The sequence below is a fragment of the Stenotrophomonas sp. Sm10 genome, assembly GCF_030985515.1.
Taxonomy (GTDB): domain Bacteria; phylum Pseudomonadota; class Gammaproteobacteria; order Xanthomonadales; family Xanthomonadaceae; genus Stenotrophomonas; species Stenotrophomonas hibiscicola.
In genome coordinates this window covers 1-16,243 of the sequence record NZ_JAPTFO010000082.1, presented here as the reverse complement: position 1 = coordinate 16,243, position 16,243 = coordinate 1, and the positions used below count along the sequence as shown (strand labels likewise).

Annotated in this window: 13 protein-coding genes and 1 pseudogene; 8 read left to right on the top strand and 6 right to left on the bottom strand. The window is 68.1% G+C overall.

Annotated elements, in window-relative coordinates:
* Nucleotides 1–189: 189 nt before the first annotated feature.
* Nucleotides 190–1,686 carry an aldehyde dehydrogenase gene (locus O0J15_RS17765; RefSeq protein ID WP_308306042.1) on the bottom strand — a complete coding sequence of 499 codons (1,497 nt, stop codon included), beginning with the start codon at nucleotides 1,684–1,686 and terminating at the stop codon, nucleotides 190–192.
* A gap of 103 nt (nucleotides 1,687–1,789) precedes the next feature.
* On the opposite strand from O0J15_RS17765, the gene O0J15_RS17760 reads away from it, so the two are divergent.
* From O0J15_RS17760 to O0J15_RS17730, 7 genes and pseudogenes are all read left to right on the top strand, one after another.
* Complete coding sequence (locus tag O0J15_RS17760) at nucleotides 1,790–3,142, top strand: aspartate aminotransferase family protein (protein ID WP_308306041.1); 1,353 nt, start codon at nucleotides 1,790–1,792, stop codon at nucleotides 3,140–3,142.
* Between the two features lie 63 nt (nucleotides 3,143–3,205).
* Complete coding sequence (locus O0J15_RS17755; protein WP_019659062.1) at nucleotides 3,206–4,084, top strand: hypothetical protein; 879 nt, start codon at nucleotides 3,206–3,208, stop codon at nucleotides 4,082–4,084.
* A gap of 123 nt (nucleotides 4,085–4,207) precedes the next feature.
* Nucleotides 4,208–5,494, top strand: coding sequence for a DUF445 domain-containing protein (locus tag O0J15_RS17750; protein WP_019659063.1), 1,287 nt, complete (start codon nucleotides 4,208–4,210; stop codon nucleotides 5,492–5,494).
* 271 nt (nucleotides 5,495–5,765) lie between these two features.
* Nucleotides 5,766–7,964, top strand: a pseudogene (locus O0J15_RS17745) (TonB-dependent siderophore receptor).
* 106 nt (nucleotides 7,965–8,070) lie between these two features.
* Nucleotides 8,071–8,385, top strand: a complete 315-nt coding sequence (locus tag O0J15_RS17740; protein WP_010486186.1) for a DUF3649 domain-containing protein — start codon at nucleotides 8,071–8,073, stop codon at nucleotides 8,383–8,385.
* A complete protein-coding gene (locus O0J15_RS17735) occupies nucleotides 8,382–10,007 on the top strand; it encodes a PepSY-associated TM helix domain-containing protein (protein ID WP_308306040.1) in 1,626 nt (541 codons plus the stop codon). Before O0J15_RS17740 ends, O0J15_RS17735 begins: the two co-directional genes overlap by 4 nt.
* Nucleotides 10,004–10,333: a DUF3325 domain-containing protein gene (locus tag O0J15_RS17730; RefSeq protein WP_019659066.1), complete on the top strand. Its 330-nt coding sequence runs from the start codon at nucleotides 10,004–10,006 to the stop codon at nucleotides 10,331–10,333. Before O0J15_RS17735 ends, O0J15_RS17730 begins: the two co-directional genes overlap by 4 nt.
* A 155-nt stretch (nucleotides 10,334–10,488) precedes the next feature.
* Here the strand turns inward: O0J15_RS17730 and rlmKL are convergent, their stop codons facing one another.
* Nucleotides 10,489–12,627, bottom strand: coding sequence for a bifunctional 23S rRNA (guanine(2069)-N(7))-methyltransferase RlmK/23S rRNA (guanine(2445)-N(2))-methyltransferase RlmL (gene rlmKL / locus O0J15_RS17725; protein WP_164145480.1), 2,139 nt, complete (start codon nucleotides 12,625–12,627; stop codon nucleotides 10,489–10,491).
* 145 nt (nucleotides 12,628–12,772) lie between these two features.
* Nucleotides 12,773–13,300 carry an alpha/beta hydrolase gene (locus O0J15_RS17720; RefSeq protein WP_019659068.1) on the bottom strand — a complete coding sequence of 176 codons (528 nt, stop codon included), beginning with the start codon at nucleotides 13,298–13,300 and terminating at the stop codon, nucleotides 12,773–12,775.
* 72 nt (nucleotides 13,301–13,372) lie between these two features.
* Here O0J15_RS17720 and O0J15_RS17715 point away from each other — a divergent pair, with 72 nt between their 5' ends.
* Nucleotides 13,373–13,939: an N-acetylmuramoyl-L-alanine amidase gene (locus O0J15_RS17715; protein WP_021203541.1), complete on the top strand. Its 567-nt coding sequence runs from the start codon at nucleotides 13,373–13,375 to the stop codon at nucleotides 13,937–13,939.
* 445 nt (nucleotides 13,940–14,384) lie between these two features.
* Here O0J15_RS17715 and O0J15_RS17710 read toward each other — a convergent pair whose 3' ends face one another.
* From O0J15_RS17710 to O0J15_RS17700, 3 genes are all read right to left on the bottom strand, one after another.
* On the bottom strand, nucleotides 14,385–15,296 hold the full coding sequence (locus O0J15_RS17710) for a sulfurtransferase (RefSeq protein ID WP_308306039.1): 912 nt from the start codon (nucleotides 15,294–15,296) through the stop codon (nucleotides 14,385–14,387).
* Nucleotides 15,293–16,054, bottom strand: a complete 762-nt coding sequence (locus tag O0J15_RS17705) for a CoA pyrophosphatase (protein WP_308306043.1) — start codon at nucleotides 16,052–16,054, stop codon at nucleotides 15,293–15,295. The genes O0J15_RS17710 and O0J15_RS17705 overlap by 4 nt, the downstream gene beginning before the upstream one ends.
* A partial coding sequence (locus tag O0J15_RS17700; protein WP_308306044.1) for a hypothetical protein occupies nucleotides 15,976–16,243 on the bottom strand: 268 nt, incomplete at its 5' end. The genes O0J15_RS17705 and O0J15_RS17700, both read right to left, overlap by 79 nt.

Below are 16,243 nucleotides of genomic sequence, written 5' to 3'. Positions count from 1 at the left end.
ATCCGCAGATATCATGTTGACGGTCCCTCCACCCTGGCTCCTACATACCGCGTAGGAGCCGGGAGGAACATACAAGCCATGCTCGGCTGCATTTCGCGAAGAGCAGTCGAGCATGGCTCGACTCTACAAAGAGCAAACAGCAGCCGAGCGTGGGCTCGGCTCTACGAAAAGCGCTCGGCGGGCGCGTCGTTACAACTGGATCCAGGTGGCCTTGATCTCGCTGTACTTGTCGAACGCATGCAGCGATTTGTCCCGGCCGTTGCCGGACTGCTTGTAGCCACCGAACGGGGCGGTCATGTCACCACCGTCCCAGCCGTTCACCCAGACGCTGCCGGCGCGCAGCTGGCGTGCGACACGATGGGCGCGGCCCAGGTCACGCGTCCACAGGCCCGCCGCCAATCCATAGCGGCTGTCATTGGCCACGCGCACCGCTTCGGCCTCGTCGTCGAAACCAAGCACGGCCAGCACTGGCCCGAACACTTCCTCGCGTGCCAACGCGTGGTCCGGACGCACCTGGTCGAACACCGTGGGCTGCACGTAGCAGCCGCCGGACTCCACCTCGGCCCGATGGCCCCCCATCAGCAGACGAGCGCCCTCGCCTTCGGCACGGGCGATATCGGCCAGCACCTTGTCCACGTGCCCGGCGTCGACCAGCGCACCCATCGGTGCATCGGCCTCCAGTGGATGGCGGGGCTGCATGTGCTGGCCATAGGCAATCACCTGGTGCACGAAGTCCTCACGGATCGAGCGCTGCACCAGCAGCCGCGAGCCGGCGGTGCAGACTTCGCCCTGGTTGAAGAAGATGCCCTGCGCCACGGCCTTGGCCGCTGCGTCCAGGTCCGGCGCGTCGGCGAACACCAGGTGGGGGCTCTTGCCACCGCATTCCAGCCAGACCCGCTTGAGGTTGGACCGTCCTGCATACTCCAGCAGCTTCGCACCGGTGGCGGTGGAACCGGTGAAGGCCAGCACGTCCACATCCATGTGCAGCGCCAAGGGCTCGCCCACGCGCGCACCATGGCCGGGCAGCACGTTCAGCACTCCGTCCGGCAGGCCCGCCTCGGCCGTCAGCGCCGCCAGCCGCAACGCCGACAGTGGCGAACGCTCGGACGGCTTGAGGACCACCGAATTGCCCATCGCCAGTGCCGGCGCGATCTTCCAGCAGGCCATCAGCAACGGGAAATTCCATGGCACGACCGCCGCCGCCACGCCGGCAGGCTCGCGCGTGACCAGCCCCAGCTCGTGTGGGCCGGTCGGCGCGATTTCCCCGTACAGCTTGTCCACCGCTTCGGCGGTCCAGGCCAGGCAGCGCACCACGCCGGGCAGGTCGATACGGCGTGCGTCGCGCACCGGCTTGCCCATATCCAGGGTTTCCAGCAGCGCCAGCTCATCGGCGTGCTTCTCCACCAGCGCGGCCAGCGCCAGCAACACGCGCTTGCGATGCGCCGGGCTGGCCTGCGACCAGTGGCCCGCATCGAAGGCACGCCGCGCCGCCAGCACTGCGCGCTCCACGTCCTGTGCATCGCAGTCGGCGACCGCCGCGAGCACACGGCCATCGATGGGGCTGATGCAGTCGAAGCGGGCGCCGCTGGCGGCGTCGGTGTAGCGGCCATCGATGAAGGCCTGGCCGGGCATCGAAAGCTGCTGCGACAACGCCTGCCAGTGGCTGCGGTGGGGAAAGTCGGCCATGTCGGGCTCCACGGAACAGTTTCCCCGGTTATACCGGCGCGACCGCGACTTCACCGTGACGTGGCTGCGCTACATTTCCCCCATCGGACCCGACGGAGCTGGCATGAAGCGTCCCGGAAGCGACCTGCACGACCTTGGTACCCAGCGCCCGGAATCACTGGAGGCGTACTGGATGCCGTTCACCTCCAACCGCCAGTACAAGGCGGCGCCGCGTGTGCTGGTGCGTGCCGAGGGCATGCACTACGAGGATGTCGACGGCCGCCAGATCCTCGACGGTACCGCCGGCCTGTGGTGCTGCAACGCCGGCCACGCGCGGCCGCGCATCGTCGAGGCCATCGTCGATCAGGCACGCACGCTGGATTACTCGCCCGCCTTCCAGATGGGCTCGCCGCCGGCATTCGCGCTGGCGCAGCGGTTGGCCGCATTGGCACCAACGCCCCTGAACCATGTGTTCTTCACAAGCTCCGGCTCGGAGGCGGTGGATACCGCGATGAAGATCGTGCTGGCCTACCACCGCCAGCGCGGCGAGGGCCAGCGCACGCGCTTCATCAGCCGCGAGAAGGCCTACCACGGCGTCGGCTTCGGCGGCATGGCACTAGGCGGCTTGCCCAACAACCGCAGGGCGTTCGGCCTGCAGCTGGGCGGCGTGGACTACCTGCGCCACACCCTGGACCTGCAGCGCAATGCATTCAGCAGGGGCCTGCCGCGCCAGGGCGCTGAACTGGCCGACGACCTGGAGCGGCTGATCGCGCTGCATGACGCCTCGACCATCGCGGCGGTCTTCGTCGAGCCCATCGCTGGGTCCGCCGGGGTCATCCTGCCGGCGCCGGGCTACCTGCAGCGCCTGCGCGAGCTGTGCGATCACCACGGCATCCTGCTGGTGTTCGATGAGGTCATCACCGGCTTCGGCAGGGTCGGCATGCCCTTCGCCGCACAGCGCTTCGGGGTCACCCCCGACCTGCTGACCTTCGCCAAGGCGGTCAGCAACGGCGCGGTGCCGCTGGGCGGCGTGCTGGCCAGCGATGCGGTGCACGCTACGCTGATGCAGGCGCCACCGCAGGCCATCGAGCTGTTCCACGGCTATACCTACTCTGGTCACCCGCTGGCCTGTGCGGCCGCGCTGGCCACTCTGGAGGTCTACGCCGAGGAGCGCCTGTTCGAGCGGGCCATCGAACTGGGCGAATACTGGCAGGAACGGCTGCATGCGCTGCAGGGCCTGCCCAACGTGATCGACATCCGCAACTTCGGGCTGGTCGGGGCGGTCGAGTTGGCGCCACGCCGGGACATGCCCGGCAGCCGCGGCTACGAGGCGTTCCGGCGCTGCTTCCACGATGGCCGGCTGCTGGTGCGCTGTACCGGTGACATCATCGCGCTGTCGCCCCCGCTGATCGTGGACAAGGCGCAGATCGACCAGATCACCGGCACGCTGGGCGAGATGATCCGGGCCACCGCCTGAGCCCTGGCCGGCGGCGGCGAGCGGGTACAATGGGCGGTTCCGCTCCTGCTCGCTGCCGTGCCCATGGATATCGTCGTCAAAGAAGAACTCAAGGCCTATATCGACCCGCTGACTGCGGACGAACATGACGCGCTGGAGCGCAGCATCCTGGCCGAGGGCTGTCGTGACGCGCTGGTCCTGTGGGGCAACGTACTGGTCGACGGCCACAACCGCTTCGGCATCTGCCAGAAGCATGGCCTGCCCTTCAACACAGTACAGAACACCCGCTTCCAGAGCATGGAAGACGTGCACCTGTGGATGATCGAGCAGCACCTGGGCCGTCGCAGCGTGTCCGACTTCCAGCGCGGCGTGCTGGCGCTGCGCAAGCGCGACATCCTGGCCGCCCGCAAGCAGGTCGAGCAGGCGCAGCTGCAGCGCGAGAGCGACGGCACCGCGGACATCACCGACGAAGGCGGCGAAGACAGCCCGCCGTGGGAGCCGGCCCCGAAGCTCAGCCGTGCTGAGCTGGCCCGCGAAGCCAAGCTGAGTACCAGCCAGGTCGGCATGATCGAGCGCATCCATGCCCAGGCTGCACCCGAAGTGGTGGAGGCGGTGAAGGCCGGCGTGATCTCGATCAGCGCCGCTGCGGCCGTGGCCGACCTGCCCGAAGAGGAGCAGCGCGCTGCCGCCGCCGGTGGCAAGGACGAGCTGAAGCAGGCCGCCAAGCGCGTGCGCGAGTCCAAGCGCAAGCCGCGCGCGCCGAAGCCGGAAGCAGCCGAGATGGATTTCGAGGAGGCAAATGAGGACGAGATCGCCAGCCGCGATGCCGAAGTGCTGTTGGCGCTGGAACAGCTGGGCGAGGATGCCCCGGCCCTGCGCCGCCGCGTGGTCGCGTTGACCCGCGAGAACGACACCCTGCGCGCGCAGCTGGCCGCGCTGCGCAAGCAGCTGGAAGCGCTTTAAAAAACGCGAACCTCTCATGTAGAGCCGAGCCCATGCTCGGCTGCGGTTTGCCGCGCGCAAGGCAGCCGAGCATGGGCTCGGCTCTACAGGCAGGCATCACCGGGCTGCGGTTAGACTCGTGCAATGACGCCTGCCCACGATCCGCGCCGCGCCCAGCTGCGGCGCCTGAAAGCCCTCGCACTGGGCCTGCTGCTGTTGATGCTGGTCGGTTTCGCGGTCAGCCACTGGCAGGGCGAACGCGGCATCTGGGCCTGGGTTTCGGCCTTCTGCGAAGCCGCAGCCGTGGGCGCGCTGGCCGACTGGTTCGCTGTGGTCGCGCTGTTCCGGCGGCCGATGGGCCTGCCGATCCCGCACACCGCGATCATCCCGCGCAGCAAGGAGCGCATCGGCGACAGCCTGGCGCTGTTCGTGCGCGACCAGTTCCTGGAGCCGGGTGTGCTGCTGGCCAAGCTGCAGGTGTTCGATCCGGCCAGCCGCCTCGGCAGCTGGCTGGCCGACCCGGCACGCTCGCGCATGCTGGCCGACATGGCCCGCGGCTGGGCGCTGCAGGCGCTGGATTTCTTCGACGAAACCGCCGTGCGCCGGCAGCTGCACGCCTTTGTGGTGCAGCAGCTGCGGCAGTGGAATGCCGCCGCCACCGCCGGTGAGCTGCTGGCCCTGCTGACCGCCGATGGGCGCCACCAGCGCGTGCTGGACGAGGGCCTGCAGCGCCTGGGACGCTGGCTGGAGCAGCCGGAAGTGAAGGAGCGCGCCTCGCAGCTGATCGTGCGTTACATCCAGCGCGAATGGCCGACGCTGTCGAGCACGGTGAACTGGGTCAAGCCGATCGACGAGATCGGCGACAGCCTGGCCGAACGCCTGGCCCGCGCGGTGCTGGAAGAGCTGCAGCAGGTGCTGGCCGAGCCGCAGCATCCGCTGCGCCAGGACTACGAGACCTGGTTGCAGAACTACGTGCAGCGCCTGCGCGAGGATCCGGCGCTGGCCGAGCGCATCGAGCAGCTCAAGCAGGAAATGATCGACCACCCGGCCCTGCAGGAGTACGTGCAGGGGCTGTGGGCGCGCATCCACGCCAGCCTGCGGGCGGACCTGCAGCGCGAGGATTCGGCGCTGGTCGGCCACCTGCAGCGCAGCCTGGGTTCGCTCGGTGCCAGCCTGCAGGCCGACCCGGCGCTGCGCGAGGCACTGAACCAGCATCTGATGGAAGGTGCGCAGCGCCTGACCGGGCGCCTGCGCGAGGGCGTCACCACGCATATCGCGCAGACCGTGAAGGGCTGGGACGAGCGGCACCTGGTCGAACAGCTGGAACTGAGCGTGGGCCGTGACCTGCAGTTCATCCGCTTCAACGGCACCCTGGTCGGCGGGCTGATCGGCCTGCTGCTGCACGCTGCGACGGTCCTTTTCCACTTCTGAAGCCTCCCTGCACGGGAGCGGGTGCCGTCACGCTTGATTAACGAAATGCGAATGCCTATCATTTGCTAATCGGTTGTACGCTTAGCCAAGCGGGGCGCGGAAGCACGCACCCACCCGCCCCTTCGCCCGTGTACATCCCCCGACTACCGGGTCGCCCGCACTGCGCGGGTGGCGCACCGTCGATGGGACTCGCTGGGCGACGTGCGCGGAGCGCGCGGTTGCTGCGTCTGCGCATTCCATCGCCTGTTTCGTCCTGCATGGAATCGCACCGATGGCAATGCCGCTCAACCTCCCTCGTCCCTCTCTGCTGGCCCTGGCCGTGACCGCACTGATGATCGCTCCGCTGGCACACGCCGACGGCACCGCTGAATCTTCCGCGCGCACGCTGGACACCGTGAAGGTGACCGCCGATGGCGAGATTCCGAACAGCTACACGGTGAAGAACGCGCGCAGCGCGACCAGGCTGGACCTGTCGTTGCGCGAGACGCCACAGTCGGTGACCGTGATCACCCGCCAGCGCCTGGACGACATGGGCCTGTTCTCGCTGTCGGACGTGATGGGCCAGGTGACCGGCGTCAGCGTGTCGGTCACCGACAGCGAGCGCATCAACTATGTTTCGCGCGGCTACACCATCGACAATTTCCAGATCGACGGCATGCTCAACACGTTCGGTGGCTCGGTCAAGACCAACACCGACAGCGTGATCTACGAGCGTATCGAGGTGATCCGTGGCGCCACCGGCCTGACCACCGGCGCCGGCGATCCCTCCGGCACCATCAGCATGATCCGCAAGCGCCCCACCGACACCTTCCAGATGGGCGCCAACCTCACCGTGGGACGCTGGGGCAACCGCCGCCTGGAAGCCGATCTCGGTGGTCCGGTTGCCTGGGACGGCCGCATCCGTGCGCGCGTGGTCGCGGCCAAGCAGCAGAGCGATTCATTCCGTGATGTCTATTCGCTCGACAAGGATGTGTTCTACGGCATCGTGCAGGCCGACCTGAGCGACAGCGCGCTGTTCGAAGTGGGCTACGAATACCAGTCGCCGCGTACCACCGGCGTGACCTGGGGCGTGGTGCCGTACTGGGGCGCCGATGGCACGCCAGCCAACCTGCCTCGCTCGACCAACCTGTCGGCCTCGTGGAGCGCCTGGCCGATCGTGGAGAAGACCAGCTTCGCGCGGCTGGAGCAGCAGCTCGGCAACGGCTGGTCGGTGAAGGGCAATATCAGCCACGCCGTGCGTGATACCGACGGCAGCGTCTGGTACGGCGCCGCCGGCAATCCGCGTGCCGATGGAACCGGCGTCACCGCCTACATCTCTCACTTCAACGAGCACAGCACGATGGACGTGTTCGACGTCAACGTCGGCGGCCCGTTCCAGCTGTTCGGTCGCGAGCACGAACTGGTGTTCGGCCTGGGCCAGTCGGTGCGCAAGGGCGAGTCGGAAGGCATGGACTTCGACTACGACGATGCCTATGCCGTGGTGCCGGACTGGCGCCACTGGACCGGCAATGTGCCGGTGCTGCCGGTGACCCGCCTGGGCAGGCTGTCTTCGCAGAATGAACTGCGCCAGCGCGCAGCCTACGTTGCCGCGCGGCTGCGCCTGGCCGACCCGCTGCTGGCGGTGGCAGGCGCGCGCTACGGCAGCTGGGAAACCCGCAGCTGGGCCTATGGCTACGATGCCAATGGCAACCGCAATCGCACCACCCGCACCGGCTACAGGCCGGACGACATGCTCACCCCGTATGCCGGCCTGGTCTTCGACTTCAATTCGATCTTCAGCGGCTATGTCAGCTACACCGACATCTTCAAGCCGCAGAACTACCGCGACCGCAATGGCAACTACCTGGAGCCGGTGGTCGGCAACATGTACGAAGCAGGCGTCAAGGCCGAGTTCTTCGGCGGCCTGCTCAATGCCTCGGCCGCCGTGTTCTAGGGCAAGCAGGACAACGTCGCCGAGATCGATGATTCGGTGCCGGTGAACTCGCTGCCCGACGGCAGCCAGGCCTACCGCTCCACCGGCAAGGGCAACAAGGTCAAGGGCTGGGAGATCGAAACCCAGGGCAGCATCGGCGAGCAGTGGAACGTCTCGACCGGTTTCGCCCACACCGTCATCCGCAACAAGGACGGCGTGCTGCAGCGGACCACCGCCCCGCAGGATACCTTCCGGCTCAACACCAGCTGGCGCCCTGGCGGTATCGACGGCCGCTTCTGGCTGGGTGGTGGCGTGACCTGGCAGAGCAGCATCTGGAACACCAGCACCAAACCCGACCGCAGCAAGGCCAGGATCACCCAGGACGCGTTCTACCTGGTCAACCTCGCCGGCGGCTACCGCTTCAACGAGAACTTCAGCGCCCAGCTGAACATCAACAACCTGCTTGACAAGAAGTATTTCAACAACGTCGGTTTCTACAACGGCGTGTACTGGGGCGAACCACGCAATGTCACCGTGACGCTGCGCTGGAAGCTCTGACCCTGATGGATGGCACCGGTTCTGCGACCGGTGCCAGGCCAGGGATGGCCTCCTCCGGCGCACTGCGGTGCGCCGGCCCTCTTCCACTGAAACCTGCAGGAACGCCGTGGACCGCTCGCCCGCAACCGCCAGCCCCCGCACCTTCTTCTCCAACCCGCGCTGGGGCGTGCTGTCACGTTCGTTGGCCGCGATCTTCGGCGGCTATGCGCTGGCCTCGGTGACCAGCGTGTTCTGCGCGGTGGCGCTGCCCGGCGCGCGCGGCCAGACCGTGCTGACCGGCATGCTGCTGGCGATCCTGGTCGCCGCCTGCGCGGCGTTGTGGGCGTTCGCCACCCGCAGCGCGCTGCGTGCGTGGGTCGGCATTCTCGCTCCCGCCCTGCTGATGGCTGCCATCGCGCGCATGCTGGGGGCCTGGGCATGAAGAACGGATTCCGCCAGTCGATGGCCTGGCTGCACACCTGGACCGGGCTGCTGGTCGGCTGGTTGCTGCTGCTGATCTTCATGGCCGGCACCGCCAGCTATTACCGCGAGGAAATCAGCCGCTGGATGCGCCCGGAGCTGCCGTCCAGCAACGTCAGCATCGACGTGGCCGCGCAGCGCGCGGTGGCCTACCTGCAGGCCAATGCGAGCCACGCCGAGAACTGGTTCGTCACCCTGCCGCAGCCGCGCAACCCGGCCATGCAGATGTTCTGGCGGCTGCCACCGGAACTGGCCGACCCCAGCCGTGGCCGCCGCGGTGGCTTCGGCGACGCCACGCTGGACCCGAACAGCGGCCAGGCACTGAAGGCGCGCGAGACCCGTGGAGGCGACTTCTTCTACCGCCTGCACTTCGACCTGCACTACATCCCGGTGTACTGGGCGCGCTACCTGGTCGGGTTCTGCGCGATGTTCATGCTGGTGGCGATCATCACCGGCGTGATCACCCACAAGAAGATCTTCAAGGACTTCTTCACCTTCCGCAAGGACAAGGGCCTGCGCTCCTGGCTCGACTTCCACAACGTCAGCGCGGTGATGGCGCTGCCGTACCACGCGATGATCACCTACACCGGCATCGTCACCCTGATGATCATGTACCTGCCGTGGGGAGTGAAGGTCGCCTACCCCCAGGACGAGGACAAATTCATCAGCGAGGCTTTCGGCGGCCTTCCGGAAGTGACCTCGCCCGCCGAGGGCCGCGCCACGCCGCTGCCGATCGCACAGTTGCTGGACAGCGCACGCGCGCATTGGCACGGCGTGGAGGTGGCCGGTTTCACCGTGTCCAATCCGGGGGCGGCCAATGCGGTGATCGACATCCGCCAGCGCGATGGCAAGCGCCTGTCCATCGACACCCCGGCCGTGCGTTACGACATGGTCAGCGGTGCTCTGCTTGAGGAAACGCCGCCATCGGGCGGTGCCACCGCCACCCGTGGTGTGCTGTACGGCCTGCACCTGGCGCGTTTTGCGGACTGGGGCCTGCGTGCACTGTTCTTCCTGTCCGGTCTGGTGGGCTGCCTGATGGTCGCCAGCGGCGTGGTGCTGTGGGCGGTGAAGGAACGACCGAAGCATGCCAAGAGTGGACGCACCGGCTTCGGCCTTCGCCTGGTCGATGCGCTCAACATCGGCACCGTGGCTGGCCTGCCGATCGCCTTCGCGGCGTACTTCTGGGGCAACCGCCTGCTGCCGCTGGACATCGCCGAGCGCGCGAGTGCGGAGGCCAACGTATTCTTCTACGCTTGGGCCGGCGCGCTGCTGGCCGCCTTCATCTGGCCGAAGCGAATGATGTGGGCGTGGCAGCTCTACCTGGGCGCGGCCGCGTTCGCACTGGTGCCGGTGGTCAATGCGTTGACCACGCATGCGCACCTGGGCAACACCCTGCGCAACGGCGACTGGGTACTGGCCGGCGTCGATCTTTCGATGATCGTCTTCGGCGCAATGCTGGCGATGTGCGGCTGGCGCATGCAGCGCTGGACGCCACCGCTGAGCGCGGCCGAGAAGAAGAAGCGTGCGGCGACGGCGGCGCCAGTGGCTGTGGTCGAAACCGCCGAAGCGGAGGCCAGTGCATGATGCTGCTGGCGTTGACCCTGTCGTTCTCCGCGTTCACCGCGCTGTCGCTGGCGATGGAAAGACACCAGTACGACCTGCACGGCAAGGCTGCGGCCAGCCCGGCACGGCGCACGCAGTGGCGGGTGCTGGGCTGGGCCCTGCTGACGGTGGCGTTCGCGTTGTGCGTGGCCGATCACGGCTGGGCGATGGGCCCGGTGCTGTGGCTGGGCGCAATGACCATGTGCGGCGTGGCACTCTCGTTCGGGCTGTATCCGTACCGGCCGAAGTGGATCGCACCGCTGGCGATCACGCTGCCGGCGCTGGGGCTGGTGGTGGCGTTGCTGTAACCGCCATCCACGCATGGCGTGGATCTACTGAACAACCATCCAGGCATGGCGTGGATCCACCGGCCAGACAGGGGTAGTACCGGCCGCTGGCCGGCACCTCATGAACCCTTTGCGGATCTGACACCGTTGCCGGCCAGCGGCTGGCACTACCGGGCTTACCCCAGCCGCTTCAGTTCCCATGCGCGGTGGATGCGCGCGTTGCGCTCGAAATCCGGACCGATGGTGCGTGCGGTGATCTCGCGGCACTGGGCGAATTCGGCGATGGCGTTCTCTTCCAGCTTGAAGCGGCGGAAGTTGTTGGAGAAGTACAGCACGCCACCCGGTGCCAGCCGGGCCACCGCCGCCCGCAGCAGCTTCACCTGTTCGCGCTGCACGTCGAAATCATCGGCGCGGGCGGAGTTGGAGAAAGTCGGTGGATCACAGAAGATCACGTCGTACTGGCCGCGGTCGCCTTCCAGCCAGGCCATCGCGTCGGCCTGGACCAGCAGGTGCTGGTTGCCGCCCTGCCCGTTCAGCGCAAGGTTGTCGTAGCACCACTGCAGGTAGGTGGCCGACAGGTCGACGCTGGTGGTGCTGGCGGCACCGGCCACGGCGGCCTGCACGCTGGCCACGCCGGTGTAGCAGAACAGGTTCAGGAAACGCTTGCCACGCACCTGCTCGGCCATCATCCGGCGCAGCGGGCGATGGTCAAGGAACAGGCCGGTGTCCAGGTAGTCGAACAGGTTCACCTGCAGCAGTGCATGGTTCTCGCGCACCACGATGAACTCGTCACGCTGCTCGAAGCGGCCGTACTTGCTGCCGCCCTTGCCGCGCTCGCGCGACTTCATCGACACCTGCTCCGGCGGCACGCCGAATACTTCGCGCGCGGCGGCCAGCAGCTCGTTGCGGCGGCGGCGCACGTCGTTCTCGGGAATCGCCGCCGGTGCCGCGTACTCCTGCACATGCAGGAAGGTGCGGCGCTTGCCCCCGTCTTCCTCGTAGACATCAATGGCCGCCGCGTACTCCGGCAGGTCGGCGTCGTAGGCGCGGAAGCAGGTGATGTCCTCGCGGGCACGCCAGCTCTTGAACTTCTTCAGGTTCTTGCGCAGCCGGTTGGCCACCATCTGCGCGCCTTCGCTCAGCTCGCGCGGCTGTGCCGGATCACGACCCGGCACGGCAATCGGATCGCAGACGATCAGCGCGCATTCCAGCGCACCGTTGAACATCTGGTACTTCTTGCTGGCGCGCAGGCCAGTGGCGAAGGCCAGCTCGTCATTGCCGCACAGCAGGCTGGCACGCCACTGCGGCACGGCCTTCTGCAGGGCATTGCCCAACGCGCGGTACAGCGCCGGATCGGCAGCCAGGCGTTCGTCGTACGGCGGGTTACAGACCACCGCTCCGATCTCCTGTTCGGGCGCGGCCAGGTCGGCGACATCGGCGCGGGTGAAGCGGATCGCGTGGGCGACGCCGGCAACCTCTGCATTCTCGCGGGCGGCCTGGATCGCGGCCGGGTCGATATCGCTGCCATGGATGACCGGCTTCAGCGCGGCCAGGCCGGCCGCTTCGCGCTCGCGTGCTTCGCTCTGGATGGACTTCCAGGCCGCCTTGTCGAAGCCCAGCCAACGGCTCGGCGGCAGGCTGCCATGCCGCATCAGGCCAGGGGCGACGTCGGCGGCCATCAGTGCACCTTCGATCAGCAGCGTGCCGCTGCCACACATCGGGTCCAGCAGGCCGCCTCCGGCGGTGTGCAGGCGCGGCCACTGCGCGCGCAGCAGCAGCGCGGCGGCCAGGTTTTCCTTCAGCGGCGCCTCGTGGGCGGCACCGCGCCAGCCACGGCGATGCAGCGGGCCACCGCCGAGGTCGATCGACAGCGAAGCACGGCCCTTGCGCAGCGACAGGTTGACGCGCACATCGGGCAGGTCGGTGTTGACCGAGGGGCGCTCCAGGCCTTCATCACGCATCCGGTCGACGATGGCGTCCTTGATCCGCTGCGCGGCAAAGCGCGCATGGGTGATCTTGTCACCGGACACGTGTGCGTCCACCGCCAGGGTCATCTCCGGCGTGATGTGCTCGTGCCACGGCAGCGCACGCACGCCGTCATACAGGGCCTGCTCGTCCGGGCAGTCGAATTCGTCGATCGGCCACAGCACGCGGCTGGCCAGGCGCGACCACATCACGATCCGCAGCGCCTGCGCCAGTTCGCCCTCGGCGTTGACGCCGGCAATGGTGGCGGTGGCCTTGGCAAGGCCCAGGGCCGACAGTTCATCGGCAAGCAGGTATTCCAGGCCCTTGGCGCAGGAGACGAAGAATTTCACGGGGTCGGTTCGCAGGTGGTCGGGCGCGGCACAGGGGCCGGGCCGGTCGGAAAGGAGGGCCGTAGGCACGGCCGGCAGGCCCGCGCCGGGGGCGGCGGGGCTGCCATTGTAGTCAATGCGGGCGGGCGCGCCGTGCGCCCCGGCTTCACAGTTGCCGCAGCAGGCGCTCGAAGGCCTGCGCAGAGGCCTCCACGTGGCGCTCCAGGCGGTGGCCATCGTCAACCAGCAGCAACTGCGCCGAACGCGCCTGCGCCCAGGCAATCACGCCGGCAGCCGGTACCACGTCGTCATGCCAGGCCTGCACCACCGTGGTCGGCACCACAGCGGCGTCCAGCGCCGGCATCGGGCCCATGGTGGTCGGCGGCACCATCAGGAACAGGCCGGCTACCGGCACCTGCAGCGAGGCGATGGCGGAAATGTAGGCGCCCAGGCTGGAGCCGGCCAGTACCACCGGCCCCTGTCGGGCAGCGATGGCGGCGCGTTCAACCAGACGGCGCAGGCGGGTCGGCACGTCGCCCACCCGGCTGACCTCGCTCATCGCGTCCAGATCGGTGTAGTCGGGGCGCTCGTGGGTCCAGCCCAGGCGTTGGGCCACCTCGGCCAGCGCGGTGACCTTGGTCGCCTCCGGGCCGCTTTCGAAGCCATGGGAGAGGATGCAGTGGCCGCGACTCATGCGCGTGCTCCGTGGGCGCGGGCCAACCAGGAAAGAGAAGGCAGGTTCATGCCGCAATGCTAGCATCGCCGGATGCCCAACCCGCTCCTGCCCGGCCTGCAGCTGCAGCCCCTGCCCTACCACGACCGACTGCCGCTGCGCGATCCGGCCACGCTGGAGATGGTGGTGATCCACTGCACCGAGCTGCCCGATCTGGCGACGGCCCGCGAGTACGGTGAGCGCGTGCTGTATGACAGCGGTGCCGGCAACAGCGGGCACTTCTACATCGACCGCGATGGCAGCGTGGTGCAGTACGTTGCGCCCGAACGCGTGGCCCACCACGTGCGCGGCATGAACGCGCATACGCTGGGCATCGAGCTGGTCAATACCGGGCGCTACCCGCACTGGTTCGACAGCCGTCACCAGGCGATGGACGAGGCCTACACCGAGGCGCAACTGAAAGCGCTGGAGCGGCTGCTGCAGGCGCTGGTGGTGCGCTATCCGTCGCTGCAGCGGATTGCCGGGCATGACCAGCTGGACCTGGAGCAGGTGCCGGCCAGCGATGATCCGACGCTGAGGGTGGCACGCAAACGCGACCCGGGCCCGTTGTTCCCTTGGGCGCGGGTGCTGGCGAAGGTGCCGCTGCAGCCGGTTGGGTAAGCGGCAGGGCTGCGCCCTGCACCTGCGGTAGTGCCGGCCGCTGGCCGGCAACAGCAGGCTATCCGTGGGATGGCAGGGTGGGCCCGGTTGCGGGGGACGCCGTAAATCCCCAGGCCGGCCCAGCCGCTGGCGGCTGTGCGTTCGGGCGCTCGCGAAGCAGTGCTTCGCAAGCAAAGCGCCCTCACCCCTGGGGGCTTGGCCGCGGCATCCATGCCGCGGACACCCGCAACCGGACCCACCCCGCCTTCGACAGATTTCTGCCGCTGTTGGTGGGTGCCGACCGTTGGTCGGCACGGAGTCGGATCGATCGGAGGGTGCCTTTGTAGAGTCGAGCCGCGCTCCATGACCTGCGGGCGCCGATGATTTGAAGGCATCGCCATGCGCGTGGAGCCGGCCGCTCGGCTCTGGAGAGGCTCCGCGCTCGACTGCTTTCTGCTCGGATCGCTCAGGCGCCGGTCGCCACCGGGCGGCTGCTGTCGCTCACCCAGCCGCTCCAGGAGTCGGCATAGATGCGCGCGCCGCTCAGTCCTGCGCTTTCCATCGCTAGCAGCAGGTGGCATGCGGTCACGCCGGAGCCGCACATCAGCACCACCTGCTGCGGATCGCGGTTGCCGATCACGCCCTGCAATTCGGCGCGCAGTTCCTGTGCATCGCGCAGGCGGCCGTCGGCGACGTTCAACGCAAACGGGCGGTTGACCGCGCCGGGTACGTGGCCAGCGACCGGGTCCAGCGGCTCCACTTCGCCTCGGAAGCGTTCACCTGCGCGTGCGTCGACCAACCAGCCCGGTGCATGTTTCAGGCGCGCGGTGATTTCGTCGGCGCTGGCGACCTGGGTGGTGTCGAAGCGGCCCGGGTAGGCAGGCAGCGCTGTCACTTCAGCCTGGCCGCTTTCCAACGCGTTACCGGCGGCCTGCCAGGCAGCGATGCCGCCGTCGAGCACAGCCACCTTGGTGTGCCCGATCAGGCGCAGCAGCCACCACAGGCGCGAGGCGGCCATGCTGCCGTCGCTGCCATCGTAGACCACCACCTGGGTGTCGAGGCCGATGCCCCACTGCCCCAGTTTCGCGGCAAAGGCATCGCTGTCGGGCAATGGATGGCGACCATGGCCGACGCGGCTGAGATCGGACAGATCACGGTTGAGATCGGCATGCACCGCAGTCGGTATGTGTCCTGCCAGGTACTGGCCGCCCGCAGCCTGCGGGTCCGCCAGCGAAGCACGCGCATCGACCACGCGCACGGCGGTACTGGCGGTACTGGCGGTGGCACGGGCGTCGACCACGCGTACGCCTTCGCCCAACGCGGCAGCCAGGGTGTCGACATCGACCAGGGTGGTCCACGGCTGCTTGATCGGGTTCATTGCACTTGCTCCAGGCGGCGACGCAGGTTGTAGAGGATGGCCGCGGTCGCCCCCCAGATGCGCTGGCCGGGCCAGCCATACTCAAGGACGTGGCGGATGCGGCCGCGATGATTGATTTCGACCTGGCGCAGGCTGTCAGGGGCCATCAGGTAGTCCAGCGGCACCTCGAACACTTCGGCCACTTCACTGGGCTGCGGCACCGGCACGAACTCCGGATCGACCACCGCCACCACCGGCGTGACCCGGTAGCCGGTGATCGTCACGAAGGGGTCGAGATAGCCAAGTGGCTGCACCTGGCCGGGCGCCAATGCGATTTCTTCCTGGCTCTCGCGCAGGGCGGCCGCCAGCGCGTCGCGGTCATCGGGTTCGGTGCGGCCACCGGGGAACCCGACCTGGCCGCCATGTGTACGCAGGGTTTCGGTGCGACGGGTGAGGATGACCTGCGCGCCGTTGGCGCGCGGCACGATGCCGGCCAGCACCGCCGCCTCCACAGGCGGCCCCGGTGGCAGCAGGTCGATCAGCTCGCTGCGGTTCCAGCCGTCGCCGGCCGGCGGTTCGGCCAAAGGATGCAACGCGCGCACCAAGCGCTCGAGGTCGGCCAGCGATCCGCGTAGCGATTGCTGCAATTGTGCACGCAACGGTTGCACGCGGTGCAGGATGCGGCTGCGTTCCTCGTTGTTCATTGACGACCACCGCGCGATTTCTTCGAGATGCCGCCCGCAGCCGGTGCATTGCCGGTGCGGATCCAGCGTGCACACTCCGATGCAGGGACTTGCGACAACACGCGCCGTTTCTTCCATTGTTTGCACCCGCCAACAGTAGCGCGATCGGGCTGAATTTGCGCGGGTGGCCCGGCCCAACGGAAGAGTCGACTGTCAGTCGACGCTCGCGCGCAGCGCAGGCGTTTCACCGCCAGGGGCTGCACAAACAGAAACGCGCCCGGGGGG

Bases quoted from the DNA above. Each gene is read 5' to 3' on its own strand.
- O0J15_RS17760 (WP_308306041.1), top strand. From the start codon at position 1,790: ATGAAGCGTCCCGGAAGCGACCTGCACGACCTTGGTACCCAGCGCCCG.
- O0J15_RS17755 (WP_019659062.1), top strand. From the start codon at position 3,206: ATGGATATCGTCGTCAAAGAAGAACTCAAGGCCTATATCGACCCGCTG.
- O0J15_RS17715 (WP_021203541.1), top strand. From the start codon at position 13,373: ATGCCCAACCCGCTCCTGCCCGGCCTGCAGCTGCAGCCCCTGCCCTAC.
- O0J15_RS17710 (WP_308306039.1), bottom strand. From the start codon at position 15,296: ATGAACCCGATCAAGCAGCCGTGGACCACCCTGGTCGATGTCGACACC.
- O0J15_RS17750 (WP_019659063.1), top strand. From the start codon at position 4,208: ATGACGCCTGCCCACGATCCGCGCCGCGCCCAGCTGCGGCGCCTGAAA.
- O0J15_RS17730 (WP_019659066.1), top strand. From the start codon at position 10,004: ATGATGCTGCTGGCGTTGACCCTGTCGTTCTCCGCGTTCACCGCGCTG.
- O0J15_RS17735 (WP_308306040.1), top strand. From the start codon at position 8,382: ATGAAGAACGGATTCCGCCAGTCGATGGCCTGGCTGCACACCTGGACC.
- O0J15_RS17720 (WP_019659068.1), bottom strand. From the start codon at position 13,300: ATGAGTCGCGGCCACTGCATCCTCTCCCATGGCTTCGAAAGCGGCCCG.
- O0J15_RS17765 (WP_308306042.1), bottom strand. From the start codon at position 1,686: ATGGCCGACTTTCCCCACCGCAGCCACTGGCAGGCGTTGTCGCAGCAG.